The sequence below is a fragment of the Aeromonas sp. ANP5 genome (assembly GCF_963870295.1).
Classification (GTDB): Bacteria; Pseudomonadota; Gammaproteobacteria; order Enterobacterales; family Aeromonadaceae; genus Aeromonas; species Aeromonas veronii.
This window is the reverse complement of the sequence record NZ_CAWMRY010000031.1, coordinates 37541-64449: the sequence shown is the minus strand read 5'-3', so window position 1 is coordinate 64449 and position 26909 is coordinate 37541. Positions and strand designations below refer to the sequence as shown.

General features: G+C 59.3%; 16 protein-coding genes and 1 riboswitch. Of the genes, 11 read left to right on the top strand and 5 right to left on the bottom strand.

The genetic code is table 11. The features are described 5' to 3' along the window. The 3 genes from AACT07_RS16690 to AACT07_RS16680 form a co-directional block, all read right to left on the bottom strand. Positions 1-678: MgtC/SapB family protein (locus tag AACT07_RS16690; protein ID WP_139126504.1), on the bottom strand; the 678-nt coding region annotated here is incomplete at its 3' end. A gap of 283 nt (positions 679-961) precedes the next feature. Beyond that, entirely contained in the window at positions 962-2383 is a 1422-nt protein-coding gene (gene gbpA, locus AACT07_RS16685) for an N-acetylglucosamine-binding protein GbpA (RefSeq protein WP_069529002.1), read from the bottom strand. A 65-nt stretch (positions 2384-2448) separates the two neighbouring features. Beyond that, a riboswitch (cyclic di-GMP riboswitch) is annotated at positions 2449-2534 on the bottom strand. 265 nt (positions 2535-2799) lie between these two features. Continuing rightward, a complete protein-coding gene (locus tag AACT07_RS16680; protein WP_005348806.1) occupies positions 2800-4482 on the bottom strand; it encodes a methyl-accepting chemotaxis protein in 1683 nt (560 codons plus the stop codon). Between the two features lie 276 nt (positions 4483-4758). On the opposite strand from AACT07_RS16680, the gene AACT07_RS16675 reads away from it, so the two are divergent. The 9 genes from AACT07_RS16675 to AACT07_RS16635 all read left to right on the top strand — a co-directional run bounded on the left by AACT07_RS16675 (position 4759) and on the right by AACT07_RS16635 (position 20874). Further along, positions 4759-6591 carry a M3 family metallopeptidase gene (locus tag AACT07_RS16675; RefSeq protein WP_069529000.1) on the top strand — a complete coding sequence of 611 codons (1833 nt, stop codon included), beginning with the start codon at positions 4759-4761 and terminating at the stop codon, positions 6589-6591. A 577-nt stretch (positions 6592-7168) separates the two neighbouring features. Next, entirely contained in the window at positions 7169-8251 is a 1083-nt protein-coding gene (gene wecB, locus AACT07_RS16670) for a non-hydrolyzing UDP-N-acetylglucosamine 2-epimerase (RefSeq protein WP_069528998.1), read from the top strand. A 5-nt stretch (positions 8252-8256) separates the two neighbouring features. Further along, positions 8257-10500 (top strand): cyclic di-3',5'-guanylate-activated glycosyltransferase NfrB, encoded by a 2244-nt coding sequence (nfrB, locus tag AACT07_RS16665; protein ID WP_069528996.1) that lies wholly within the window; start codon positions 8257-8259, stop codon positions 10498-10500. Then, positions 10500-13460, top strand: coding sequence for an NfrA family protein (locus tag AACT07_RS16660; RefSeq protein WP_069528994.1), 2961 nt, complete (start codon positions 10500-10502; stop codon positions 13458-13460). Before nfrB ends, AACT07_RS16660 begins: the two co-directional genes overlap by 1 nt. Beyond that, entirely contained in the window at positions 13460-14347 is an 888-nt protein-coding gene (locus AACT07_RS16655; RefSeq protein ID WP_069528993.1) for a DUF4434 domain-containing protein, read from the top strand. Before AACT07_RS16660 ends, AACT07_RS16655 begins: the two co-directional genes overlap by 1 nt. Before the next feature lie 636 nt (positions 14348-14983). Continuing rightward, positions 14984-17368, top strand: coding sequence for a poly-beta-1,6 N-acetyl-D-glucosamine export porin PgaA (gene pgaA / locus AACT07_RS16650; protein WP_253182274.1), 2385 nt, complete (start codon positions 14984-14986; stop codon positions 17366-17368). Then, complete coding sequence (gene pgaB, locus AACT07_RS16645; RefSeq protein ID WP_069528991.1) at positions 17368-19326, top strand: poly-beta-1,6-N-acetyl-D-glucosamine N-deacetylase PgaB; 1959 nt, start codon at positions 17368-17370, stop codon at positions 19324-19326. The genes pgaA and pgaB overlap by 1 nt, the downstream gene beginning before the upstream one ends. Further along, positions 19323-20573, top strand: coding sequence for a poly-beta-1,6-N-acetyl-D-glucosamine synthase (pgaC, locus tag AACT07_RS16640; protein WP_083249994.1), 1251 nt, complete (start codon positions 19323-19325; stop codon positions 20571-20573). The genes pgaB and pgaC overlap by 4 nt, the downstream gene beginning before the upstream one ends. After that, complete coding sequence (locus AACT07_RS16635; protein ID WP_069528989.1) at positions 20560-20874, top strand: hypothetical protein; 315 nt, start codon at positions 20560-20562, stop codon at positions 20872-20874. Before pgaC ends, AACT07_RS16635 begins: the two co-directional genes overlap by 14 nt. A 145-nt stretch (positions 20875-21019) precedes the next feature. Here AACT07_RS16635 and AACT07_RS16630 read toward each other — a convergent pair whose 3' ends face one another. Next, positions 21020-21409 carry a hypothetical protein gene (locus tag AACT07_RS16630; RefSeq protein ID WP_253182273.1) on the bottom strand — a complete coding sequence of 130 codons (390 nt, stop codon included), beginning with the start codon at positions 21407-21409 and terminating at the stop codon, positions 21020-21022. A gap of 151 nt (positions 21410-21560) precedes the next feature. Between AACT07_RS16630 and AACT07_RS16625 the strand changes: the two genes are divergently transcribed. Further along, complete coding sequence (locus AACT07_RS16625) at positions 21561-22853, top strand: ferredoxin reductase family protein (RefSeq protein WP_069528986.1); 1293 nt, start codon at positions 21561-21563, stop codon at positions 22851-22853. 15 nt (positions 22854-22868) lie between these two features. On the opposite strand, the gene AACT07_RS16620 is transcribed toward AACT07_RS16625, so the two are convergent. Continuing rightward, positions 22869-26036, bottom strand: a complete 3168-nt coding sequence (locus AACT07_RS16620; RefSeq protein WP_069528984.1) for a S41 family peptidase — start codon at positions 26034-26036, stop codon at positions 22869-22871. Between the two features lie 279 nt (positions 26037-26315). On the opposite strand from AACT07_RS16620, the gene AACT07_RS16615 reads away from it, so the two are divergent. Next, positions 26316-26795 carry a L,D-transpeptidase family protein gene (locus AACT07_RS16615; RefSeq protein WP_005340284.1) on the top strand — a complete coding sequence of 160 codons (480 nt, stop codon included), beginning with the start codon at positions 26316-26318 and terminating at the stop codon, positions 26793-26795. Positions 26796-26909 lie beyond the last annotated feature (114 nt).

Sequence of the window (26909 nt, the reverse complement as noted above, 5' to 3'; positions counted from 1 at the left end):
GGCGAACTGCAGGGTAAGGGCGGTGGAGGAGGCCAATCCCGCCAGTATGCTGGTGAGCACCAGCCCGGCGCGAGTGCCGAGCAGCCGCACCGCGAAGTGGCCACAAAACGAGATGCCGGCGATCACCACCACCATCAGCCAGATCTTGAAGGGGTTGAAGGCATCGAGGGGCCCCATCTCCTCGTTGGGCAGTACCGGCAGCAGCACCAGCGAGATGAGCAAAAAGCGCAGGGTGGCGTGAAATTCGGTTTCGCTGAGAAACAGCATCCCCTGCTGGATCTTGCCCTTGAGCCCCATCAGCAGGGCCGCCAGCACGGCGCAGGCCACCGCCTCGCTCGGGCTGAGCAGTACCGACATCAGCCCCAGCAGATAGGTGAGCAGCATAGCCACCGAGCTGGTGAGGCCGAACTCTCCCTGCCAGCGCTGGGCCAGCCAGACCGAGAGGCCGCAGCCGGTCACCACCGCCAGCAGGCCGAGCAGTGGTAGCCAGGGGCCCAGAGTGGGCAGCAGCAAACCGCACACCCCGCCGAGCAGGCCGATAAGGCCGTAGGTACGCATCCCGGCGATGCGCTGGTTGTCCCCCAGCTGGCGCACCTGCCAGCCCCGCTCCAGCCCGATAATCAGGCCGATGGCCAGCGAGACCAGAGCTCCGTTGACGGGTTCGGCATTGATCCACATGGCGGCGTCCTTTCTCGTCGTTGCTGCCTGATCCCATGATGGCACAGGGTTCAAGGTGGCAGATGGGCATGGCTCACAGAGTCTGCGTCCGGCTCCCGATGCGAGTGGCCGATATGAGCAATAGAGATGGATCGCGAGCACTGCACAAGAGTCGTGCAGGCTATCGGGGAGGTGTTATGGGCTGCTAGCCCGCCATCGACGTCCAGATTTGAACGGGGATAGAAGACAAGAAGGGGAGCCAATGGCTCCCCGTTTTATTGATGGCGTCATGACCCGCTGCGGATCACTTCAGCTCAATCCAGGCTTCTTGCCAGTGGGACCCGACACCCGGCTCGAACTGGGTAGCGGTGGTGGCCCACTGCACGCAGTAGCCGCTGTAGGGGAAGGGCTTGCACTGATAGACCTTGCCATTTTTCGGCTGTTGCACCTTGGTTCCGGCGGTGTAGGACTTGATGTTGTTCGGGAAGACGAAGTCATATTCGCCGCTGCTCTGCTCCTTGAACATCAGATCCATGGTCTGCTGGATGGTCTCGCCGCCCGCTTTCGGGGTGGCCTTGATCACCAGCTGGTGGTGACCTGCCTTGAGCCCTTCCAGCGCCATGGTGAAGGTGTGGCTGCTGTCCTTGATGTCGGCACTGCTTTCACCCTTGGCCACGCCGCCGTGGTCATAGAGGGTGTTGGTGACGGCCAGATCGCCCTGTGCGGTGACGGTGAAATCGAGGGTTGCCTTGCCGTTGTCCAGCACATAGTCGCTGGCCAGACCGCTGACGCTGATGCTGTCCACTACCGGCGGTTGCTGCTGTTGCAGGTCAATCTCGACCCGCTTCAGCTCGCTGTTTCGCTTCAGATAGATGGGGTTCATGCCATAGACCGGATTGAACTGGCCATCGGCTCCTTGCTGACCGGCGCGGATCAGGCTCTGCTCGGTGTTGATCTTGCTGGCGAGAGCATGGGCCCAGTTGTTCTTCTGGCCCTGTTCGGCAGTGGTGATGGTCAGCACGGTTTGTAGATCGGGGCGCTCGCCGTTGGCATCGAATACCCGGGTCATCGCCTTGTCACCTACCGCGAGGTCGATGGAGGGGTAGATGGTGCCTGCCTGGCTCCACTCCAGCGGCGGCTGGCTGCCATCTTTGAACTTGGCATCGATGATGTTGTAGAAGCTGTTGCTGGTATCGCCCACTTCCCACACGCCGAGGATCACCTGATAACCGGTGCGCTCCGGCAGGATACAGTTGTGGGTCACCTGCTTGGGCGGCTGCACCATATTGCCGTCGATGACGCAGAAGGGGGTCAGGTCGAACGAGGCGCGGGTGAGCGGCTGGTTGGGGTTCCAGTCCTGCTTGGTGAGGTAGTAGCGCCAGTTGCGGGTGACGTGGTTGGCGGTGAAGGTCCAGCTGATAGCGAAGGGGCCGGGCTGTACTTCACGCTTGGTCCAGCGGTCGCTGGTCTGGATGTTCAGCTCGCTCCAGCGCGGGCTGCCCGCCGAGGCGATTTGTCCATCCTGCGGGCCGGTTTGCGGGAAACCTGATGGCCCCTCCACGCTCTGGGGCTCCCACTGCACGCCGCCACACTGGCTGTTGCCACCGGTTTTGCACAGGTAGTTGCGGCTCTCGGGCTGGCTGATGTAGCCGTGGGCCAGGGCGCTGCCGCTGGCCAGCAGGGCCAGCACCGTTGCGATGTGATTGAGTTGGATTTTTGCTGCCATACATTCCTCTGTTCGATAGATGTGGGCAGTCAGTTGGCCGGGGAGTTCCCCGATGCACACTTGCGTGTGGCAACCCCGCTATCCTGGACAAAACGTCTGTAGACCGGAGGCTTTGCGTCCCGACCTTTCGGTCAGTTTGCCAAATGACTAGATGGTTAGTGATGGGCCAAATGTTCGGCCGTCAGCATTGTGCACTGCATTGATTAATTATTTGAAGTTAAATGTTTAAATGCGCCATTCAATGGCGCGAAAATCATTCTAACTGGCTGTTTTTAAATTGTTCTCTTATCTGTGAATGGCACCGATTAACGTTGAATATGCCGATAAGATGCATGTTAATTGCGAGTTGCTGACGTAAAAAAAACCTGCCAGCTTGGCTGGCAGGTCGGGTGACAAGGCGACACGGATTGACGCCATCAATGGCGGGCGTGCTGCTCGCCGGAGGGGGGAGATTGGGGAGCCATCATCGGCGCCGCGGCGGACTCCTTACCCAGTTTGAACACCGCAAGTCGCTCATCCAGACTGCGGGAGAGACCGGCCAGCAGCTCGCTCTCCTGCGCCAGTTGCGAGGCGGACTGGGACATCTCCAGCGCCGAGTCGTTGATGCCGCTGACGTTGCGGTTCATATCCTCGGCCACCATGCTCTGCTGCTCGGCGGCGGTAGCGATCTGGGTTGCCATGTCGCTTACATGCTGGATGTGGTTGACGATCAGGGTGAGATCCTGCCCCGCCTGCTGGGATTGGTTGACGCTGCTCTCTGCCAGTTTGCGGCTGGTATCCATGGCGTTGGCGGCGGTGACGGCCCGTTGCTGCAGCTGGGCAATGGTGCTCTGGATCTCCTCGGTGGATTGGCGAGTCCGGCTGGCCAGTTGGCGCACCTCGTCGGCCACCACGGCAAAACCGCGGCCCTGCTCACCGGCACGGGCTGCTTCGATGGCGGCGTTGAGGGCCAGCAGGTTGGTCTGCTCCGAAATGGCGCTGATGACAGCGGTCACTTCGCTGATCTGCATTACCCCCTCCTTGAGCTGGTTGACCTGCTGGGTGGCCTGTTCCACCTCGGTGGCCAGCGCCTTGATGCCATGCACGCTTGCATGAACGTCACGGTTGCCGAGCCCCGCTTCACCGGTCGCTTCCTGGGTATCCCGCGCGGTATTTTCGGCGTGTCCGGCCACATCGGAGATGGTGGCGCTCATCTCGTTCATGGCGGTAGCGAGCTGGGCCAGCTGATCCCGCTGGCTGGTGACCGCCTGATTGGTCTGCTCTGCAGAGGCGGCGATGCGCAGGGCGGCATCCGCCACGTTGCGAGCTCCCTGGCTGGCTTCCAGCAGGGCGTGACGGATGGCATCGAGACTCTGGTTGGTGCAGCGGGCGACCACTCCCAGCTCATCCTTGCCCTGTACCGGGATGCTCACCACCAGATCCCCCTTGGCGACCCGTTGCATGGCGTGGTTGATCTGGCTGAGGGGGGAGACGATGGAGTGGGTGATGCGCCAGCCCAGCAGCCCCATCAGCAGGATCACGATGGCGGTGGCGGTCCCCATCTTCATGTACTGGGCCCAGATGGTCTGCTGAATATCCTGCAGCAGCATGCCGGAACCGAGGATCCAGCCCCAGGGCTGATAGCCGGAGACCATGGATAGCTTGTCGGCGGTCTCACCCGACGGGCCGACCCACACATATTGCAGAGTGCCCTGTTTGCCCCCTTTGGCGATATCCACCATCTGATACCAGAACTGCCCTGCGGTGGCGGCACCTCCTTCACCCATCTTCTGGCCGACCAGTTCGGGACGGATGGGGTGAACCACCATGGTGCGGTTCTCGTCGATGACGAACAGGTAGTTGTTGCCATCAAAGCGGGTGTTGGTCAGCAGCTTGCGCGCTTCCTGCTGGGCCTGCTCTGCTGGCAGGGTGCTGGCCAGAAACTGGATCTGGCTCATGGCCTGCTCCAGTACCGCATTGAGCCGCGCCTCTCGCTCGCTCATCAGATTGCGCTGGAGCGCGTTGGCCGAGATAAGCAGCAGCGAGACAAAACCGACAAACGCCAGTGCGAGCAGCAAAATCAATTTGCGGCTCACGGTAATATCACCGAGCTTGAACATGACTAAACCCTCATTTCCCTGTTGATTTTATGTGGCTCTGTACCGCGGCAGCCAGTTCGTAAGAGTTAACAACTCATTTACTTTCAGTCTCTTGCCGAGCTTTCTCAAATGAGCGTTTTAACATCAGTATAGTCAGCAGACAGCAACCCCCACTTTTTGGTAGCGTGTTGATGCGCATCCCTGCGCAATTTTTGCCAAAGAGTGTGAATGGTTTGGCATTTCACTAAAAAAAGGAGTGGGCCCCGCTGCGGGTGACCCCATAACAAGAGGGAATTTATGAGTTCCATTGCCAGGAATTACTTCAACCAGCTCAACGCCGACTACCTGCAGGTGCACAGGCGCAAGGAGGATCTCTTCTGGTCCACCTATATGGGCACCAGCGATGATCAGGCCGGTTTCACCGCGGCCGAGCAGGCCTACAAGGCCTTTTGTGCCAATCCGGCCCGTCTGCCCGAATTGCGGGAGATGCTGGTGCAGGCCGACGAGGATGATCTCAAGCGCGGTCTGCAAGGCTGGATCGCCTTCTTCGAGTGCAATGTGATTGAAGATCCCGCCGCTGCCGCCCTGATGGATGAGCTGGTAGCCGCCGAGGCGGAGTTGTTCGCCCGCCGCAAGGGGCTGAAACTGACCCTGCTGGATGAGCAGGGTCAGCAGGTCGCAGGCAGCCTGCCTGCCGCCAGTACCTCCCTTGCCGCCAGCCCGAACGAGGCGGTGCGCCAGAGCGCGCTCGCCATGTTCCGCACCCTGGAGCAGTGGGTGGTCGGCAACGGTTTTCTCGAGGTGGTGGCGATCCGCAACCGCTTTGCCCGTGCCATGGGCTATCGCGACTACTTCGACTACAAGGTGCGCAAGAACGAGCAGATGAGCCCGGAGCAGCTGTTCGCCATCCTCGACGACTTTATTGCCCGCACCGACGCCCGGTTGCAGCAGAGCCTGGCCGAGCTGAAGGCCGCCAAGGGGGAGGCGGCCCTGCTGCCCCATAACCTGCGTTACTGCGTGAGCGGCGATGTGACCCGCCAGCTCGATCCTTACGTGCCCTTCTCGCGGGCGTTGCGGGATTGGGTCGAGAGCTTCCGCCGGCTCGGCATCCAGTATCGCGGGGCGACCCTGACGCTGGATTTGCTGACCCGGGAGGGGAAATACGAGAACGGCTTCTGCCACGGCCCGGTACCGAGCTTCTTCCAACAGGGGGAGTGGGTGCCAGCTGTGGTCAATTTCACCAGCCTGGCCGATCCGGCGCAGGTGGGCAGCGGCTGGAGTGGCCTCAACACCCTGTTCCACGAGGGAGGCCACGCCGCGCACTTTGCCAATGTCACCGGCAATGCCCCCTGCTTCTCACAGGAGTTTCCGCCCACCTCAATGGCCTATGCCGAGACCCAGTCGATGTTCTGCGACAGCCTGCTGGACGATGCCGACTGGCTCAAACGCTACGCCAGAAATGCGGTGGGAGAGTCAGTTCCCGATGCCCTCATCAAGGAGATGATTGAAGCGCGTCAGCCGTTTCGCGCGTTTAACGAACGCCAGATCGCGTTGGTGGCCTACTTCGAGCGGGATCTCTACGCCATGGATGAGGCCGAGCGCACCCCCGAGGCTGTGTTGGCGCTGGCCCGCCAGTGGGAGCGCAAGATTGTCGGAGTGGAGAGCCCGCGTCCGTTGCTGGCCATTCCGCACCTCCTTAATCAGGAGTCGGCCTGCGCCTATCACGGCTACCTGCTGGCGCTGATGGCGGTGGAGCAGACCCGCGCCTATTTCCTCAAGCGTGATGGCTACCTCACCGACAACCCGCGTATCGGGCCGGATCTGGCCGCCCACTACTGGGGGCCGGGCAACGGCATGAGTCATGATGAGACCCTGCGCAGCCTGACCGGCGAGGGGTTTAGCGCAGTGCCGCTGGCCGAGGCATGCAACCTAAGCGCCGCCGAGGCTTGGCAACAGGCGCAAGCCTGTATGGCTGCCGCCCAGCAGCGCCCCGCGGCTGGCGAGGGAGGCCCGCTCGACGCCCATATCCGGGTGGTACACGGCGCCGAGCTTATCGCCGACAACAGCGAGTCGGAAACCCGCATGCTGGCCGATTTCGAAGCGTGGGTAGCCCAGCGCATCAAGCATTGACGCAGGATGCGGATCCTTAGGTTGAGCCATTTATGTGGATATAGTCCTGCAACCCGTGCAGGGCTATATCATATCAGCGCAATGATTTTGCAGAAAAATCCGTGTAAACCCAATGTTTCAGTATTTTAATGTTGTTGATAGTGCAATGGATGAAGTAATAAGTTGTCACACTATAGAGTTGACTAATTATTATCCTTTGGACAAAATTGGAGACCTTGCCACCCCCGATGTGAACCGGGTCCGGAAAGTTACAGATCTCTTTAGAGATGGCTGGGCTGCCTTTTCGTGAGGTTTAGATGACTCACCACAAGATACAGGTAGCTCCCGGTCTGGTTCATGCAAGATATCTGCACAATTTGGCCCGTTCCTGAACCCTCGTGGTGCAGATAGGCGACTGCTGTTTTTGCATACGCACTGTATTTTGGGTCTGTCGTCAGTGGGGGTTCTCTCCTGCGTTCTCATCCTCTCCAGCATTTTTAATTATTGAAGTCACTTGAACAGTCATACAGGGCAGCTAATAACTGATTTGTTCAACCGACTGTAGTGATCTCGGATTTTTTGAATGGAGTTGCTTGTGATGAAAAAGATCATGATGGTGTCGGGTACCCGCCCGGAAATAATCAAGCTTGCCCCTCTCTACCATGCTCTCAAGCAGAAGCCATGGGCAGATGTATGCTGGGTGCATACCGGTCAGCATGATAGCATGGCTGTTCAAGTGCTTGATTGTTTTGATATTAACCCCAATTATGCTCTGCTTCGTCATGGTTCCAGCTTGTTTGATTTCAGTCAGGGGTGTCGTGCTCAACTCGAGTCATTGATGGTGCAAGTCGAGTGGGACATGGTGATTGTCCAGGGGGATACAGAAAGCGCCTTTTTGGGTGCCTTGACCGCCTTCTATCATCAGGTTCCCATTACTCATGTTGAGGCCGGATTGCGTACTTATCGCCTCGATCGCCCTTTTCCTGAAGAGGGTCTTCGCCAGATGATTGGGCGTCTTGCCCAATTGCATATGGCGCCGACGGATCGCGCGCGTGACAGCCTGTTGGCTGAACAGGTGCCGACAGAGAGGGTACATGTGACTGGCAATACTGTCATTGATGCCCAGTTATGGGCCAGCAAACGTCACGGTATCAAACGTAAAGGAGATCAACCGGGACATCTGCTGGTGACGGTACACAGGCGCGAAAATTGGGGCAATGAAGTTGCGGGGATCTGCCGTGCTATCGCGCGGCTTGCTACCGCCAATCCCGGTATGCGAGTGCTTTTCCCGGTACACCTAAACCCCGTCATCAAGCAGGTTGTCTACCCACTGCTTGGTCATTTATCCAATGTCACGTTGACTGAGCCTCTGGATTATCTGGCGATGCAACAGGCTATCGCTGATGCATGGTTGGTTATGACGGATTCTGGAGGTTTGCAGGAAGAGGCGCCAACCTATGGGGTGCCACTGCTGGTATTGCGTGAAGAAACGGAACGCCCCGAGGCTGTCGATTCCGGTTACGCACAACTGATGGGGACGGATGAGGAACTCATTGTCCAGCGAGTCAGTGAGCTATGGCAAGCCGGGGACTTTGAGCCACGAGAGATGGCAAATCCGTTTGGGGATGGCCAGGCCTGTTCCCGCATCGTGGCTATCATGGCAGACACTCTGCTGAGGTAATCGGGATGCCGGAATATTGGTTGGTGGATGGTTTTGCTACCTATCTATATGGTCTGAAGCTGATCGCTATCGTAGTGGCAATAGCCATGCTGGTGAGTGGACTGGATGACCTTTTCATCGATGTCGTTTATTGGCTCCGAAGTGCTTGGCGGCGGCTGACGGTTTATCGACAGCACGATCGGCTGAATTATCTGGCGCTTTATGAACGGGAGGAGCAACCTCTCGCCATTATGGTGCCAGCATGGCATGAAACGGGCGTAATTGGTCAGATGGCGGAGTTGGCTGCGACCCGTTTTGACTATGAAAACTATCAGATCTTCGTCGGTACCTACCCCAATGATCCGGATACTCAGAAGGATGTGGATGAAGTTTGTGCCCGTTTTCCTAATGTGCACAAAGTTGTGTGTGCCCGTCCTGGGCCGACCAGCAAGGCGGACTGTCTCAACAATGTGCTTGATGCCATTTTCCAGTTCGAGCGCAAGGCCAACCTCTCTTTCGCAGGTTTCATTCTTCACGATGCCGAAGATGTTATTTCGGACATGGAGTTGAGGCTCTTCAACTACTTGGTAGGCCGCAAGGATCTTATCCAGATCCCTGTCTATCCCTTTGAGCGTAGTTGGTTCAATTTTACCAGCTTGCATTATCTGGACGAGTTTGCCGAATTGCATAGCAAGGATGTTCCGGTGCGTGAGGCCGTGTCAGGGCAGGTACCCAGCGCTGGCGTTGGTACCTGTTTCAGCCGCCGCGCCGTCATCGCGCTGTTGGAAGATGGGGACGGTATCGCTTTTGATGTGCAAAGTCTGACTGAAGACTACGACATAGGTTTCCGTCTTAAGGAAAAGGGGATGGAAGAGATATTCGTCCGTTTCCCTGTCATTCGTGAGGTCAGAAGTACCCCGAATAAGCGTTGGCGACTTGGTATGCATGAGCGTGATACCAATGTCATCTGTGTAAGGGAGTATTTTCCCGATACTTTCCAGACCGCTGTGCGCCAAAAGTCACGCTGGATCATTGGTATAGTCTATCAAGGTTTCAAGACTCACAAATGGAGCCGAAACTGGAAGCTTAACTACTTCCTGTGGCGAGATCGCAAGGGCGCTCTGACCAATTTTCTCAGTTTTACTGCCAGTCTTATTTTGCTCCAGTTACTTGCTCTCTTGTGTTATCAGTTGCTTGCCGAGGACCCCTACTACTTTCTATCTATCTTCGAAGGTGACAGCTGGTTGGTCACCCTGCTTTGGGTCAACCTGTTTCTTATGCTTAATCGAATGTTGCAGCGCTTGATTTTCGTGACTCGCTACTACGGCATAGTGCAAGGATTTATGTCCATTCCCCGCCTGTTCTGGGGGAATGTAATCAACTTCATGGCCAACTGGCGTGCGCTTTCCCAAATCATTGCGCAAGGGGATCCGCGTCGGGTTGCTTGGGACAAAACTACCCACGACTTCCCAAGCTTGGGAGAAGAAAACCGGGCACGGCGACCGTTAGGTCAGATCCTGATTGATCAGGGCGCACTGACCAAGGAGCAGCTTGAACAGGTATTAATGAACCGATTGCCCGGTTTGCGCTTGGGCAGCAACCTGGTGCAACAAGGGTTACTAACCAGTGAACAGCTGGCTGCAGGGGTGGCTGAGCAGAGTGGGGTGAATTGGGAACATGTCGATGCCTATGGTCTGGAGCGATATCTGCTGCACAAGGTTCCGCCCAACGTTGCCATGCACTATGGGGTGTTACCGCTACGTATTGAGGATGGGGTGCTGGTGCTTGCATGTGAGGTTTATTTAGACCCTGTCTCTCTTGGCGCGCTATCTCGCAAACTCCGGTCACCCGTTACCTATGTGATCGCCTGCAGAGGAGAAGTGACCGTGGGCCTTCGTCGCTGGTATGCCCGTGGTCAGCGTATCGACCCAAAAGCATTGCTGCAGCGAGCACTGACGGATGGTCTGGTTAGTGAAGAGCAATCAATTACGATCTGGAACCGATATCTGGCCAGTCAGGTGATGTTGCCCGAACTGCTGATCACGCTCGGCCATATAGATGAAGCGGCGTTGCGTTCCTTGTTGCTGCGACATGAGCGAAGCGAATTGACACTCGCCCATTTTCTGGTCGACCAGGAAGTGATCTGTGAGCAGGTGTTGGCTCAAGCCCTGACGTTGCAAGGGGCTTATCAACTGAACCTGTACGAACTGCTGCGGGAAGCGGGAGTTAATGATAGCTGGTTGGCGCAACGCTCGGAGGTGACTACCTGATGCGTCCCGAATTTTTGCTTTTGTCAGGGCTGTTGCTTGGTCAGGGAGTTATGGCTGCTCCCCAGGAATATGAACTGGGGCCCGGAGTGAGCAGTTATCAGCGTTTCGTGCTTTATCCTCATTTGCAGAAAGGGTTCTCTGCCATTGAGCGGGGACATCGTGATCGCGCAATTTCCGAGTTCGAACAGGCTCGCAGGCTGCAACCTAAAAACCCGGTTATAGCCCTCTATCTTGCCCGAGCGTATGAGCATTTTGGTCAAGACAAGCAGGCTATGGCGCTGGTGCGCCAGCAGTTAGCTATCACGCCGCAGGATGCCGAGCTATTAACCTTCGCTGAAGGGTTGCAGCGTAAAAAACCATTCGATCCTGACTGTAATTTGCTCGAGTGCAAGGTCGCAAGGGCCGAGCGAAAGTTGTTGGATGCGGACCTGCAAGGGTTGGCTACTTTACTGGATGACCCCGAGCTTGCAGCCACCCCACAGGGGTTGACACTGCGGCATGACCTTCTTGCCCGCTCACTGGGTGAACGGAATTGGGGCTTGGCTGCCGGGCAGCTTTCCTGGCTCGATAAAGCAGGAAAACTGAGCCTGGGAGAGCTGAAGCAGTGGTTCAATATGCTACTGACACAAGGGGATGTCACCCAAGCTGTTGTATTGCGTCGCCGTTTGTCGAGTCAAGATGGTGAAGTGGATTTGGCCATCGCACTCGCCCTTGCCAAGGAGCCGGATAGTGCAGCGTTAAGGCGTTATCAGCGGTCTCATTCACCACATTTTGCCAAGGCAGCTCAGGAGCGTGAATGGTTGCAGCTCTCCGCCAATACAGGAATCCTGAAGGGCGACGAGGTGTTGCAATTTGCTGAGAATCAGCGCTTTTATGCCAACTTGATGTTGCCTGTATTACGCCAGGAAGGGCGTTGGGCGGAGCTGGATAAATTGCTGGTGAGCGTGCCGTCACACGAGAGTGCTGAGTTGGCATTCGAATCGGCCTTGCATCAGCGCCAATGGCGCAAACTGATCAGAGAGGGGCGCAGGTTGATCCGGGACTCTGGACAACCAATGAGGCAGTTGGATCGGCTTACTTACCAGTTGCAGCGTGCAGGTTTATTGACGGCGGCTCGTGAGCTGCTCATTGAATATTGGCCCTATCAGGGAGCCAACTTGTCGGATCGAGAGACGTTGATTCGGCGTTTGACTCTGCTGCAAGAGGATAAGGGGTTTGGCACATTGCCCGATCACCTATCTGAACCATTGAGCGATCCGGCGCTGCGTACTCTGCAGGCCAATCTGTTGGCACTGTCTGGTCAATGTGACGGGGTTATGCGGGTGCTGGGTGATCTCTCAGCCCGTTATGATGCTGACAGCTGGCGTGCTCTCGGAGGTTGTTATCGACACAGCAAGCCGGGCTTGGCTGAATATGCCTTTTCTCGGGCCGCCAGTTTTGGATTGCCTGGTGATGTACGTCAATTTGCCTATCAGGCGTATGAAAATCATCACTACGATGCAGCGCTCAAGGCCTGGCAGCAGGTTACGCTGGCCTCTGATCAACAAGAGCAAATGGCAGCAATTCGTTCAGCCCTCGCTGCCGGAGATATTGTTCAAGCTCGGCGGTGGCTTGAGCAATATCTGCAGTCAGGGTTGCCTCAGGATGCTGAATACTGGCGAACTTTGGCCAAGACCCAGCAGGATGAACAAGCGATTGCAAGCCTTGAGCAGGCTATTGCCTTGATGCCGCAAGCTGCTGACTATTCCCTGGTGGCGGATCATTATCAAAAACGTGGACAAACGTCGCAGGCGAGTACGGCATTGCAGGTAGCAAACCACCTTGAGCCGAATAATCGGGAATACCAGCTGGCTTACGGCTATGCCCTTCTGAACAATGGCGAGAAACAGGCGGCCAGTGACTGGTTGGAGTCCCTATATCGGGAGGGGGATACCGAGTTGGCGGAGCAGCTTGTTTATATCAATCAATCCCTGGCTCATAACCCGAAAGCGCGTATGTATGCCACCAAAGCCATTGATGGCGATCAACCGGCACAATTACGTTACGACTTGAGACGATTGCATGAAGATCTGGGTCGGCGCTTGACTTACAGTTTTGATGCATGGACCGGGAATGGTCAGGGCACGGTCAGTGGCATCGGCGGTAATGCCGTGGCTCAGAGCTATGCCCAGACAGAGTTGGAGTACCGTTTGGGAGAAGAGACCATCCGTGATGGCAAGACGCTCTCCTTGTATGGCCGTCTCTATGGCAGCAGTCAGAGCCAGCGGCTTTACCATTTAGATGAGGGCGACCCGAATGACGGCACCTATATGGAGAAGACTGGCAGCAACCCGCTTGATTTCCGGGATCCCACCCTGGGGATAGGGCTGCGCTGGAAACCATTCGGAAGTCAGACTCTCTTCTTCGCGGCCGAAGAGCTGCTGCCACTCAACAGTAGTCAAGGGGGCGAACACGATACCCTGATCCGTGCCAGTGCTTCTTTCCTTAATGGTGGCAAATATAGTGATGAGTGGCATGTCGGTGATAGTGGCTGGTGGGCACAGAACCTCTATCTGGATGTAGCTCGTTACCTGCGTTCACAGCAGACCAGTCTGGTGGCTGATTATCGAGTCAGCTACCACCACAAAATTAGGTGGGGTGAAACTGTAGAGCCTTATGCACATGTTCAGGGACGCCAATATTGGAACGACAAGAGTCCGGATCGAGGTTACTACAGTGGCAAGAATGGCATAGTGGAGTATGTGTCGGGCTCTGACGATTACACCCTGCTGATGGGGGGGGTTGGGCTACGCTGGAACCACTGGTTCGGAGAGACTCAATACGATGCTTGGCCCCATAAATTGAGCCTGGGGATCGAATATCAGCACCGGTTGAAGAGTGATCCCGTCATCAAGGACATTAAATCCGGTAATGACTATGACAAAGGCACCCTGATGATGACTATGGGATTGAGATGGTAATGAGATATTGGTTCAAGGGTTTGCTACTCATTCTGTTGGGAATTGTGCTGCCTGCCCAGGCTAGCCAGGGCATCTTCTATCAGCCCCAGTTGCGGGATGCCACCCTCGGAGAGTTGCGCTGGGATGAGATAGTTGCTCAGGTGAAGCAGGAAGGGTTCGATACGCTAGTCGTTCAGTGGACTCGCTACGGTGATGCTTTCGCCAAGCCAGAGGAAAGCGCTTGGTTGGCAGCCAGGCTAAAAAGAGCTCATGCCGCGGGGTTGAAGCTGGTTCTGGGGCTTTACGCGGATCCTGCATTTTTTCAACGCCAGGATCAAAGCGCAGGTTCTCTTGCTCGCTATCTTGAGCAGCAGGAAAGTCACAACCATCTTCTAGCCGAAGAGTGGTTAAATCGTCTGGGTGAGGGAAGTATTGCGGGTTGGTACCTACCTGCAGAGTTGGACGATTTCAATTGGCGCGACCCCGAACGGCAAGTACTGCTATCCAGGCATCTGGCCAGCTCCGCCAAGGCGTTGCGCGAAGTGAGCCCGGAACCCGTCTATATCAGCAGCTTCTTTACTGGCAAAATGAGTCCACAAGCCTATCGGGATCTTCTGACCCGCCTGTCAGATAAGGGCGTAAATCTGATGGTTCAGGATGGAAGTGGAACCACAGTGCTGAGCAAGCCGGAGCGTGAGCTCTATCTGGATGCTCTTTCTCCCTGCGAGGGTCGTGTGACTGGTTTGATTCATGAGTTGTTCGTTCAGAAGGGAGAACTCGCAAGTTTTCATGCAGAGCCCTTGGCTGAGCGACAACAGCGGGCACTTATGGTCTCTCCGAGCTCATGTGGTAGCCAACGCTGGTTCTTTTCACTACGTTACTTGCCTGGAATGGCTGACATGCGTTGAATGTTCGTATGAGCGTCGATATCAATGTTTGGATCGTTAACCATTACTGGCGAGTATCCGCCGTGTAATCCACAGTGCTCTCGGTGAGCATGCCGGGAGCGCAGTGCCTTATGGCTATCCTTGTTACAGCTGTAGTGAGGGATACTTCGCTAGGGATGGGTACGACACCAAGTGTCGCTTTGGCAATAGTGTCCGCGATTTTTCCATCAAATATGTATTCATATGAAGATGAGCGTGAACAGTGAGCGGCAAGGTAATAGATTCGGTGATTCACGCTGTTATGTCTGTTTTGTTAATAGTGTTTTTTGCTCTCATCTTTGTGCATAAAGATTGATCTATTCATCTTTTTGAGAACCATTCCCATCTTGTCGGATTGACTAAATTGTCCACAGCTGCAAAATCGCCCTCCTTGCCACTCCCGATGTGAATCGGGTTCGGAAAGCCTCAGATCTCCGCCCGGAGATGGCTGGGCCGCACATAGGAAAGGTGCTGGCCGTTGCCCGCCTTTCACCCTCGAAATCAGCACACAAGTCAGGAAGCCCTCTTGCTCATCAGGCAGGAGCGGACGGGTGTGTATATCCGTATGGTCGTGCAGGGACGATATGACCAGCGTTTGTTATGGGTGGTATGTTGCGAATGAATCGCATCTTTTTGATGTTGGCGCTGTTGCCCCTGCTGGTGTGTGCCAGTGAGGTGGACAGAGTGCGTGAAGCCTGGGTCATCAAGGCCCGGGCGGGAGAGCTGGATGCGGCAGCGCATGGGCTGGATGCTCTCTATCGACAAAGTGGTGATGGCAAGGTGCTCGATGATCTGATCGCCGTGCAGCTGTGGCGGGGTGATCGCAAGTGGGCGCTGGCCGCCTGTGAGCCGTGCGAGCTCAGCCCCATCAGCAACAGTACGCTGGAAGGGTTGGCCCGTGCCGCCCGCGACGAGAAGCGCTACTCCGAAGCGATCAGCTATTACCGCATCCTGCAGGGACGCGATCCGGCCAACCGCAATGGCTGGCTCGGGCTGTTTCTCACTGCCAGTGATCAGGGCAACCGCGAGCTTGCCCGCAGCGCAGCGGCTGATTATGAAGCCCGTTTCGGCCGCGACCAGGCGATCCTCGTAGCCCGCATCTATGCCGCCCGCCAGGGTGAGGATCCCATGGGCGAGCTGCTGGCCCGCCAGCAGTGGCTGGAGCTGGAACCGGATAATCACGAGCAGGTGCTGGCGCTCTATCGGGTAGCCGTGAGCCTGGGGGCGGGGCCTGCGGCAGCAGACCTGATGGGCCGTTACCCCAAGCTGTTCAAACCGGTCGACCGGCTCTGGCTCGACTACTACCAGGCGGTCAATCTGCTGCGGATCTCGGCCCAGACCGAGGATCCGGTGCTGGCCCGCCGCTCCCTGACCCGCACTCTTGCGCTGCAAGAGCGGATCCTGGCCCGCGCCCCCCACGATCATGTGCTCTATATCAGTGCCCGTCGCGATGTAGTGGTGACCCTGGTAGCCCTTGGCGATTTTGCCCGGGCCGAACGGGAGTCCGCTACGCTGCAGGCCGAAGGGCCATTGCCTGACTATGTGCTGGAGGCGCGCGCCGATGCTCTGGCCGGGCTGGGACGGGTGGATGAGGCCTCCGTGATTTACCGGCAACTGGCGACGCCGGCACGGGCCAAAGACAAGCGGCTGCTGGAGAAGCGCTTCTACGCCTATTCGGATGGCGAGCGCTATGGTGCGGCACAGGGTCTGCTGGCCGGTTGGCAGGAGCCACCGACTCGCTGGGATTTCACCGGCAACATGCGGATGGCCAACGACGACTACGAGAAGGTATTGCAGCTGAAAACCTTGCTGCAGGCCTGGCGTGGTCAGGCGGGCGCCGCAGAGGCGCAGTTGGAAGCGTGGCTGCAAACCGCGCCAGCCAATCCCTGGCTCTGGCTGCAACTGGGGGATATCCGCCGTTGGCGGGGTCATCCCGACGGGGCCGAGCAGGCGTATCGGCAGGCCGTGCGCTGGCTGCCTGCCGGACGCACCGTGCTGGCCGAGCCCGGTCGCCTCAACGCCCGGCTCGACAAGGGCGACTGGCAGGGCACGCCGCAGGCCGTGCGCACCCTTGGCAACCTGACCCGGGATCGTCAGGAGTTGCAGCAGCGGCTGGCTCTGGAGCAGGCGCCACAATTTGTCACCGACTTGACCCATGGCCGCAACGAAGGGGGCTCGGTGCAGGCCAGCCGTGACTGGAGCTACGACAGCCGCCTCTACAGCGCTCGCACTGATGGCGGTGATCGGCTGTTTGTCCGTCGTCAGGGCAGCTTTGGCGAGTTCGACCAGCAGCCCGAGCGCACCGCCTATACCGGGCTGGGGGCCGAGATCTTTTTCTACCCGCTGCAACTGACGCTGGAGGGGGGCACGGGCAGCGAGCTCAACCACAAAGGCTATCTCTGGAGTCGCCTCGATTGGCGGCTGGATGATCACTGGACATTGGGTGCAGCCATCAATCTCAACAGTGCCGACACCCCGCTGCGGGCATTGGCGCGCGGCAACTACGCCGATCAATACCAGCTCGATCTGGGCTGGCGTCAGGATGAGACCCGCGAGGGGGCACTGCGACTGGAGCAGATGGATATCAGCGATGGCAACCGGCGGCTGACGGCCTCTGGCTGGCTGCGTCAGGATCTCTGGCGCCGGGATCGCTGGTGGTTCGATACCACTTTGCGTGGTGCCACCTCCCGCAACGAGGCGGTGGAGGTTGACTACTTCAATCCCTTGCAGGATCGCAATCTGGAGCTGGAGCTGGCGGGGCGCTACCGGCTGCCGCTGGATGGGCGTCGCTCCCTGCTGCAGAGCCTGACCATGAGTGGTAACCACTACTGGCAGCAGGGCTATGGCAGCGATCAGGGGTGGCAGCTCAGCTATCGCCATGACTGGATCCTCTCTCCCGCTCTCAGCCTGGGCTATGGCCTGGGCCGCCGTCAGGCCATCTATGACGGCAACCCCGAGTTCGGAAATTTCATCTTCGCCAATCTGCAATGGAGTTTCATGTGATGAGACGCTGGCTTGCTCCTTTCGTTTTGCTGCTTGCACTGCTGCCTTCGTTGACGCAGGCAGCCCGGCAACCTGATGACTATGTGGTGCTCTGCTACCACGATATCGTCGATCTGAAATTGACCCCCAACCTCAAGCTCTATCCCCAGACCATCCGGCGCGACACCCTGATCCGCCACTTCAACTGGATCAAGCAGCAGGGTTATCACCCGGTCAGCTTCCAGCAGATCCTGGATGCCAAAGCGGGCAAAGCACAGCTGCCGGAGAAGGCGATCCTGCTCAGCTTCGACGACGGCTACGAGAGCTTCTACCGGCTGGTCTATCCGCTGCTCAAGCTCTACAACTATCCGGCGGTCTTTGCGCTGGTGGGCAGTTGGTTGGATGTGGCCGATGACAAGATGGTCCCGTACGGCAATGACAAGCTGCCACGCAGCTACTTCGTCGGCTGGCCGCAGATCCGCGAGATGCAGGACTCCGGACTGGTGGAGCTGGCCTCCCACACTTTCACCTCCCACTACGGGCTGCTTGCCAACCCGCAGGGCAACGTGCAGCCGGCGGTGACCACCGCAGGCTGGAGCCAGAATGGCTATGAGAGCATGGCCGACTATCGGGCCCGGATAAAAGCGGACTTCGACGCATCAGCCAGCCAGCTCAGGGAGCAGACCGGTCGGGCACCACGGATCCTGGTCTGGCCCTACGGCGCCTTCAACCAGACGGCGCTGGAGCTGGCCCGTGCGGCGGGGATGCCATACACCTTCACCCTGGCGGAAGGGCTCAACAAGCTGAGTGACTCGGGCAGCACGGTGCGCCGCTATCTGCTGGAGGAGGACACCAGCCTCGAAACTCTGGACGAGATCATGGGGGGCAACACCTGGGAGCGGCAGGTGGAGCGCTTGGTGCACGTGGATCTGGACTATGTCTACGACAAGGATCCGCAGCAGATGAACAAGAACATCGACATGCTGCTGGACCGGATCAAGGGTTACGGTATCACCACCGTCTATCTGCAGGCCTATGCCGATGACAACGGCGACGGAGTAGCGGAGGCGCTCTATTTCCCCAACCGTCATATGCCGGTCAAGGCGGATCTCTTCAATCGGGTGTCCTGGCAGCTCAAGACCCGTGCCGGGGTCAAGGTGTTCGCCTGGATGCCGGTGATGGCCTACGACATGGGGCCGAACCACGCCTATGTCACCGACAGCCGTACCGGCGCCCCCGCCAAGGGGCAGTATCTGCGCCTCTCGCCCTGGGATCCTGCCAGCCGTCAGCTGCTGCTGGATATCTATGAGGATCTCGGTTTTTACACCAAGTTCGATGGCCTGCTGTTCCATGACGACGCCTTCCTCAGCGACTACGAGGGGCCGATGCCGCTGGCTCGCACCCCGAATGCGCTGCAGGCACAGGGGGAGCAGAAGACCGATCTGCTGATCGACTTCACCATGGCGCTGCGTGATGCCGCCGCTCGTTACCGGCAAGGGGGCGCCGATGGTCTCAAGACTGCCCGCAACATCTATGCGGCGCTGGTGACAGAGCCGCAATCCCAGCAGTGGTTTGCCCAGAGCATGGCGGCGTTTGCCAAGGCCTATGACTACACCGCTGTAATGGCGATGCCCTATATGGAGCAGGCAGAAAACCCCGATGAGTGGCTGGCCAGGCTGGCGGAGGATTCACTGGCACAGGTGCCGGCCAATCGGCTTGTGTTCGAATTGCAGAGTCGCAACTGGCGCACCGACCAGCCTATCCCCGATGCCGAGCTGGTGCGCTGGATGCAGATCATCCAGCGCAAGGGGGTGACCAACTTTGGCTACTACCCGGATGATTTTCACAACAACCAGCCGGATCCGGCCGTGCTCAAGCCGGTCTTCTCGGTGCAGACCCAGCCTCAGCCGACCCAGCTGCCGGCGACGCCGGTCGCAGTCAGTACCGCTAAAGCCACCCAAGGGGAGGCGATGCAGTGAAGGATCTTCTGGAAGGGATAGCCATCTTTACGTTGGCCTATCCCAGTCTGATGGCCATGGTGTGGGTTTGTGGCGGTCTCTATTACTACTTCCAGTGGGAGCGAAGGGATATCGCGCTGGCCAAGCGGGGGCTGGAGCTCCCCTATTACCCCAGGGTGACCCTGATGGTGCCCTGCTACAACGAGGGGGCCAATGTCGAGGAGACCATCGGCCACCTGCTGCGCCAGCGCTATCCCGATTTTGAGGTGCTGGCCATCAACGACGGCAGCAAGGACGACACAGGCGCGCGGCTGGATCGGCTGGCGCAGCAGGATCCGCGCCTGACCGTGCTCCACCAGCACAATCAGGGCAAGGCGATGGCGCTCAACAACGGGCTGGCCGTTGCCAGCGGGGAGATCCTGGTCGGCATCGACGGGGATGCGGTGCTCGACTATGACGCGGTGCGCTGGATGGTGAAGCACTTCATCGAGAGCCCGAGGGTCGGGGCGGTCACCGGCAACCCGCGGGTGCGCACCCGCTCCACCATCATCGGCAAGATCCAGACCGGCGAGTTCAGCTCCATCATCGGCCTCATCAAGCGGGCCCAGCGGATCTACGGTACCGTCTTCACCGTCTCCGGGGTGGTGGTGGCCTTTCGCAAGTTGGCGGTCGAGGCGGTCGGTGGCTGGAGCAATGACATGGTGACCGAGGATATCGACATCAGCTGGAAGCTGCAGCTGGCCGGCTGGCTCATCCACTATCAGCCCCAGGCGCTCTGCTGGGTGCTGATGCCGGAGACGGTACGCGGTCTCTACAAGCAGCGGCTGCGCTGGGCGCAGGGTGGCGCCGAGGTGTTTCTACGCTACGGGTTGCAGGCGATGCGCTGGCGCAACCGACGCTTCTGGCTGCTGCTGCTGGAGTATCTCTCCAGCGTGGCCTGGTGCTACAGCATGTTGCTGCTGGCGCTGATCTGGCTGATTGAGCCTGATGTGAGCGGGCTGGCGGTGGGCCACCTGTTCCAGTGGAGCGGGGTGATGATGACCGCGATTTGTCTGGTGCAGTTCGGGGTCAGCATCTTTATCGACAACCACTACGACAAGAGCATGGCCCGCAGCTTTATCTGGTGCGTCTGGTATCCGCTCATCTACTGGCTGCTCAATCTGGTGACCGTGGTGGTGGCGGTGCCCAAGGCGATCCTGCGTCGCCGTGGCCAGCTGGCGGTGTGGGAGAGTCCTGACAGGGGGGAGTCGTTCCGTGACAAAGCATAAGCTGGCGAACGAGATGATCATCAGCAACGGCGCCCGGCGCAGCTGGAAGTACCAGCTGCGGGATCTGCTGATCCTGCTGGTGACCTGGGGGGGCTGGTTGTTTCTGGCGCTGCAACCCTGGTTCAACTATCTGGAGACGGAGGAAGATGAGAGCTTTATCGGTTCGCTGGATGCCATCGAGGTGGGACAACTGTTTCTGGCCCTGCTGTTCGGCATCTTCCTGTTGATCCACTCCTGGGCGAAATACAACAAGCTGCTGCACCGGCTGGTGGGCAAGCGAGCGGCCCCGAAAGCGCCGTGAGCATGAGGGGCCAGTCGGCCCCTCACTTTTTATCACCGATCAAGCACTGCGAAGCGGGCGGGGTACCCGGAGCGTTTTTTCCGGGCCGGTTTGCCATCGTGATGTCGCCGACACTCCCAAAACCAGTCGTTTTGCCCCTAATTTTTCATTCATCAATAACTTTATTTCCGCAATTTTCACAGATGGTGTGGCGTTCAAAGCGAGCCATGTTGGCCAGAAAGGGGCCGGCGGCCCAGCCGGTAATGAAGTCTTTGATAAATGCAGTGCGCTTTTGCTCTGGTTTCACCTCTTTTCCATAGGATTTGTCGACCAGCACCACGACATGGTTGGTCTCGCGCTGACAACTCGGGCAGTAGCGTTGTTCGGTGGATGAAAGCAAGGGGATCTCCTTGTCCGGAAGAGTGGGCAGCAGGCTTTCCGCCGCAAATATGTAACGTCCCCATTTGATTCCTCTTGCTGGCGGATCGTCAATCACAGCGGAGGCGAATTGTGCGCCATCTCCTATGAATAGGGGCGAGCCAACAAGGGTGATCACGAGGGGCCGGTCGGCCCCTCTTTTGTTTCCGTTTGTCACACATTGCCACACAAGCTTCCCCCTCTGGCAAAGTCTTGTGACCGGACGGGTGTGCAATGGTGCCATGAGCAGGGAGATGAGGCCCTGCCGCGATGGAACCAGGGAGCATGTTATGACGAACAAATGGATGTGGTGGCTGTTGCCGCTGCTGGCGGTCGGGGTCTGGTGGCTCGGTTATGCGGGGGATGCCAACGGGGTGTGGCCCTGGCGCCATGAGATGTTGTTACTGACCGGCCTGCTGGGGATGGCCTATATGGCGATTTCGCTGTTGTTGGCGTTGCGCTTGCCGCAGTTGGAAGTATGGTGTGGCGGTCTGGACCGGATGTTGCGATTGCACCGTCAGACGGCCATCGGCGGTGCATTGGCGCTCAATGCGCATTGGCTGGTGGTGGAGGTGCCCAAGTGGGCAGTCTCGGCGGGGTGGCTGAGTCGTCCTGCGCGGCGTGGGGCCAGCGGTGCTGGGGCTGGCACAGGCAATGGCATCTCGCTCCATGCCCTTGGCAATACCCTGGGTGAGTGGAGTTTCTATCTGCTGATCGCGCTGGTGGTGGTGAGCTTGCTGGCGCTGGTGAGTTATGGCCGTTTTCGGCTGATCCACAGACTGGCGCCGCTCATCTATCTGGCGGGGTGGGGGCACGGGCTCTGCCTGCTGCCTCAGGTGGGAGCCATGACGCCGGTTGGGGTATCGATCTGGTTGATCGGCGGGATCGGCGCTATCGGGGCCCTCTACTCCCTGCTGGGACAAGTGGGAGCGCGGGATCGCCATCCGGGCCGTGTCATTGCTGTGCGGGCTCTGGCGGATCAGACCTGCGAGCTGACCATGCAGCTGGAGAGGCCGCTCGCCCATTACCGCCCGGGTCAGTTTGCCTTTTTCGAATTTGACGCCAAAGAGGGGCCGCACCCCTTTACCCTGGTGCGGGTGTCGGCGGATCGGCGCCAGCTGGTGATCGCGGTGCGGGCGCTCGGGGATCATACCCGTCAGCTGGTGGCAGGGGCGCGCATCGGGGATGGGGTGGTGGTGACCGGGCCCTATGGCGCCTTTGTCGCGCCGCAAGAGGGAGGGCGAGCCCTCTGGCTGGGGGCCGGGATCGGTATCACGCCGTTTGTGGCCTGGCTGGAGGGGCTGGCTGCCCGTGGGAAGCGCGGCGAGGGGATCACCCTGATCCAGTGCGCGCCGGATCTGGCGGGGGCTGTCTACCACCGACGGTTGGCTGAGCTCTGTCATCGCACCGGTGTGTGCTATCAGCTGCATCTGGACAAGGCGGCCGGGCGGCTGGATCTGGCCCGCATCGCGCAGGATGCGCCCGAGCAGGTGTGGTTTTGCGGGCCGGAGGGGATGGCAGATGCCCTGACCCGGCTGTTGCCGGACGGGCATCTGCATCGCGAGCTGTTCCGCTTTCGTTGAGCTCGATGGGCGCCGTTATTTGGCGCTGGCGGGCAACTGCTTGAGGGCGGCTTGAACCGCCGCCTCCAGTTGCGGGTCGCGCCCGGCCACCATGTCGGCGGGAGTGAGGGGCACCTGCAGATCCGGGATCAGCTCCTGATTCTCGTAGAAGGTGCCGTCCGGTTTGCGCAGCCCCAGGGTCGGAATGCCGTAGGAGAGGCCCGGGATCAGCCGGGAGTCGTGGCTGTAGACCATGGTGCCGGTGCCGGGCACCGGATCGCCGACGATGGGGCCGACCTTGAGGGCACGGTAGTACTCGGGGAAGGCGGAACCTTCCGAGTAGCTGCCAGCGTTGACCAGCACAACCGAAGGCTTGGTCCACTGGCGAGTGGCGGCATCGGTTTCCCCCTTGCCCTGACGGGGCCAACTGCTGGCCATCCCCTTGGCGCTGCCGCTGCCGGTCAGAAACTCCACCAGGGTATTGGCGAGATAGCCACCGCTGTTGAAGCGGACATCGACGATCAGCGCATCGCGATTGCGCTGTCTGCCGAGGGCATCCGCCACCACCGCATCGTAGACCTCGCTGTTCATTGCCGGCAGATAGACGTAGCCGACCCGTCCTCCGCTCAGGCTGGCCACCAGCTCCCGCCGTTTCTCAATCCAGCGATCCTGTTGCAGTTGGTACTCCTGCTGTTTGTCGATGGCGGTGAGCACCACCTCGTCAGTTTGCTTGTTGCCCTCTTGCTGGAAGGTGAGGGCGAGTCGGGCACCGGCCTGATGGTTGAGGGCTTGATCCAGCTCGGCCAGATTGGCAATCGGGACGCCGTTGATGGCGAGCAGGCGGGCGCCCGGGGCGATATCGCTCTCCTGATCCAGCGGGCCGCCAGAGAGCATGGCGGTGAGCTCGACCCCTTGCTCGCCATCCTGCCAGTAGCCACCCAGGCTGGCGGTCTCGTCCGCCATGCGAGGGAAGGGGGCGTGGCCGCTGCCCCAGGTGTGGGAGACATTGAGCTCGCCAGCCAGCTCCGCCAGCAGGTTGCCAAAGTCCCGCGGGTTGCCGATGCCCGGCAGCAGGCGGCGGTAAGCGGCGACATAGCTGTCCCAGTTCACCCCGTTCATATCGTCCAGATAGAACTCGTCCCGGGTGAGCCGGGCGATCTGATCGAAGGCGGCGGTCATGCGTTCCTGCCAGCGGCTGGTGGGCTGCAAGGCGAAGGGGGCGCTGGTGGCCTCGCCGGAGTCGAGGTGGATCCGGGTGATCTCCCCATCCCGCACCAGAGTAGCCAGGGTGCCCTGCTGGTTGAGGCTTGCCAGCGCAGGGCCGGGCTGCTCGCCAAACAGTTCGCTGGTTTTGCCCTTGCGCAGATCCTGGCTGTAGCCCTTGATCTCGCTCTCGCTGTTGACCCCCATCTCCTCCACCAGATAGATCAGCTGGTCGCCGATGATGCGGCTGGCGAGCAGGGTGCCGGTGGGTTGCAACAGCAGCGCTTCCCGATGGTTGAGGCGATCGCTCTCAAAGCCGTATCCCCCTTTCGGCGGCTCCATTTCGGCCATCGCATCGGCTCTGGCGGCGCGGCTGCTGTAAATGCCGAGCAGGTTGGTGACGAGGGGCTCGCCATCAGGCCCCAGTGCGCCAAACCGGGTCGATTGCCAGTAGAGAATGGCGCCATCCTGACTCCAGCCCGGTTGCCCATCCTGATAGCCGTTGAGGCTGACATTGACCGGTTTGGCCTTGGGATTGGCCGTATCGATCACCGCGATCTCCTGCTCTGCCGCATCGGGGCGGAAGGTGAGCGCCAGATGGCGTGAGTCGGGGGCAAAGGCGAGATGCACCTCGTGGCGAGACGGGTTGAAGCTGGCAGGCACCAGCTCCCGCTGCTTGTTGCTCGCCAGATCCAGCAGATGGATGGCCTGGCCATCCACCACGAAGGCGAGTTGCTTGCCGTCGGGGGAGAGCACCGGACGGCTGATCCCCTTGCCGGAAATGGCCAGCAGCAGACTCTCGGTCAAAGTGCCGGGATCGCTGAACAGCAGATCAGGGTCCCCCTTGCGCAGGCGATAGAGGGCGGCGTGCCCCTGCTGCTCCGACAGATAGATGAGGGCGCGTCCCTGTTCGGCAAAGAGGGGGCTGGATTGCTCGCTCGGGTCACGAGTCAGCTGGCGCACCCGCTCCCGCTCGGGGTCGACGGCAAACAGGTTGCCCTCGCTCACCAGGATCAGCTCGTCCGCCTCTTCGCTGACCAGCGCTTCGTCTGCCAGGGTCAGGGCCTCGTTCGCCTCATCCGGCGTGCTCGCCACTTGCGGGGTGAGGGTCAGCTTGCGTGGCTCGCTGCTACCGGCATCGAGGCGATAGAGTTCCCCCAGCCATGACCAGACCAGATCGCCACTGCGAGAGGCGCTGAGCCCCCGCACCGGATGGCCCTGATAGTGGGTCAGCTGTTGCTCCTTGCCGCTGGCGAGATCCCGGCGCCAGACGTTGAAATCGCCGCTGCGCTCGCTCAGGTAAAAGAGGGTATCTCCCTTGTCGCTCCAGACCGGATCGGTGGCCGCCACCCGATCTTCGGTCAGCTGCTTGTGCTGCTTGCCATCAAACAACCAGAGACGGGGCACCGCGAACGAGTGCTGATGCTTGCGAAAGGGTTGATCCGTCGCGGGCATCTGATAGGCGAGCCGCTCCCCGTGGGGGCGGGCTAGGGTCGCAGGCAGCGGCAGATCGGCCTGCAAGGTGCCGCCGGTGATCGGGGTCCAGTAGAGCTCGCCCCATTGGTAGCCTTCCGCGACAAAATGGTCGGCATCGGGCGCCCCCAGGCGCTGGCTGCTCAGCAGCAGCCGTTTGCCATCGGCGCTGAAGGCTTGCGGCAGATCGGTGCGCGAATCGCGGGTGAGGCGCACCATCTCGCCGCCGCTGGCGGGCACCACGAACACATCTTCGTTGCCGTAGAGATTGGCGGCAAAGGCGAGCTGTTTGCCATCCGGCGACCAGATTGGCCGCTGGCTCAGGTAGTCGCTGCCGGTGAGCGCCATAGCGGGGCCACCCTCGGCACTGGCAACAAAAATGCGCCCCTGCCAGGTGAAGGCAAGCCGCTTGCCATCGGGGGAGAGGGCGGGCTCGCGCAGCCAGAGTGCATCGGCTGCGACACTGGCGGGCAGCCAGAGCAGGAGTGGCGAGAACAGCAGGGTGGCGAGGCGGCACGAAGAGCGCATGGCATGATCCTGTCGGGGAGTGGAGTGTTATCTTCGCCGATCATTGCCCCGGGTGCCAGCGCGATAATTTTTGGTATCTTGTTGTTTTAACTGTTAATTACTAATGCCAAATGACGGTGTCCAAGGAAGATGGCCTTGCTGCGGCAAGATATGTTTTGCCGGGCATATTGAGTATTGATGGCGATCCAATATCATGGCGCTCGCTCGCCGCTCGGCGGGCATCGTTCAGATGATCTGGTAACAAGAAAAGCCCGCACCAGAGGCTTGTCGAGGGATGGAATGAGAGCCGTATTACTGTGTTTGTTGGGGCTTTGGCCCGCATTGAGTTTTGCCTTGACCGAAAAAGCCGATTTGGTGGTGGTCAAGAAGTCGACCTATAGCCTGACCCTGATGAAGGATGGCAAAGAACTGAAGCGCTACTGGATTGCTCTGGGCCCGGCGCCCAAGGGGCACAAGCAGCAGGAAGGGGATCAGCGTACGCCGGAAGGGCGCTACACCCTCGACTACAAGAAGACCAATTCCGGCTACTACAAAGCCATCCATATCAACTATCCGAACCTGGATGACATCAAGCGCGCCAATGAGCTGGGTGTTCGTCCGGGTGGCATGATCATGATCCACGGCCAGCGCAACAGCATTGGCAACCGCAGGGTTCAGCCTTCCAACTGGACCAACGGCTGCATCGCCATGCTCAACCACGAGCTGGATGAGGTGTGGGACGCGATTGATCCGGGTACGCCCATCGTCATCGAGCCCTGATCCCCTTGTGCACGCCCGCGACTCCGCGGGCGTTTTATTTCCCGCCAGTGATGACGTGACAGCGCTTGCTGTCCCGTGCTAGTTTTTTCGGCTCGCTTTGGCTGTGACAAGGAA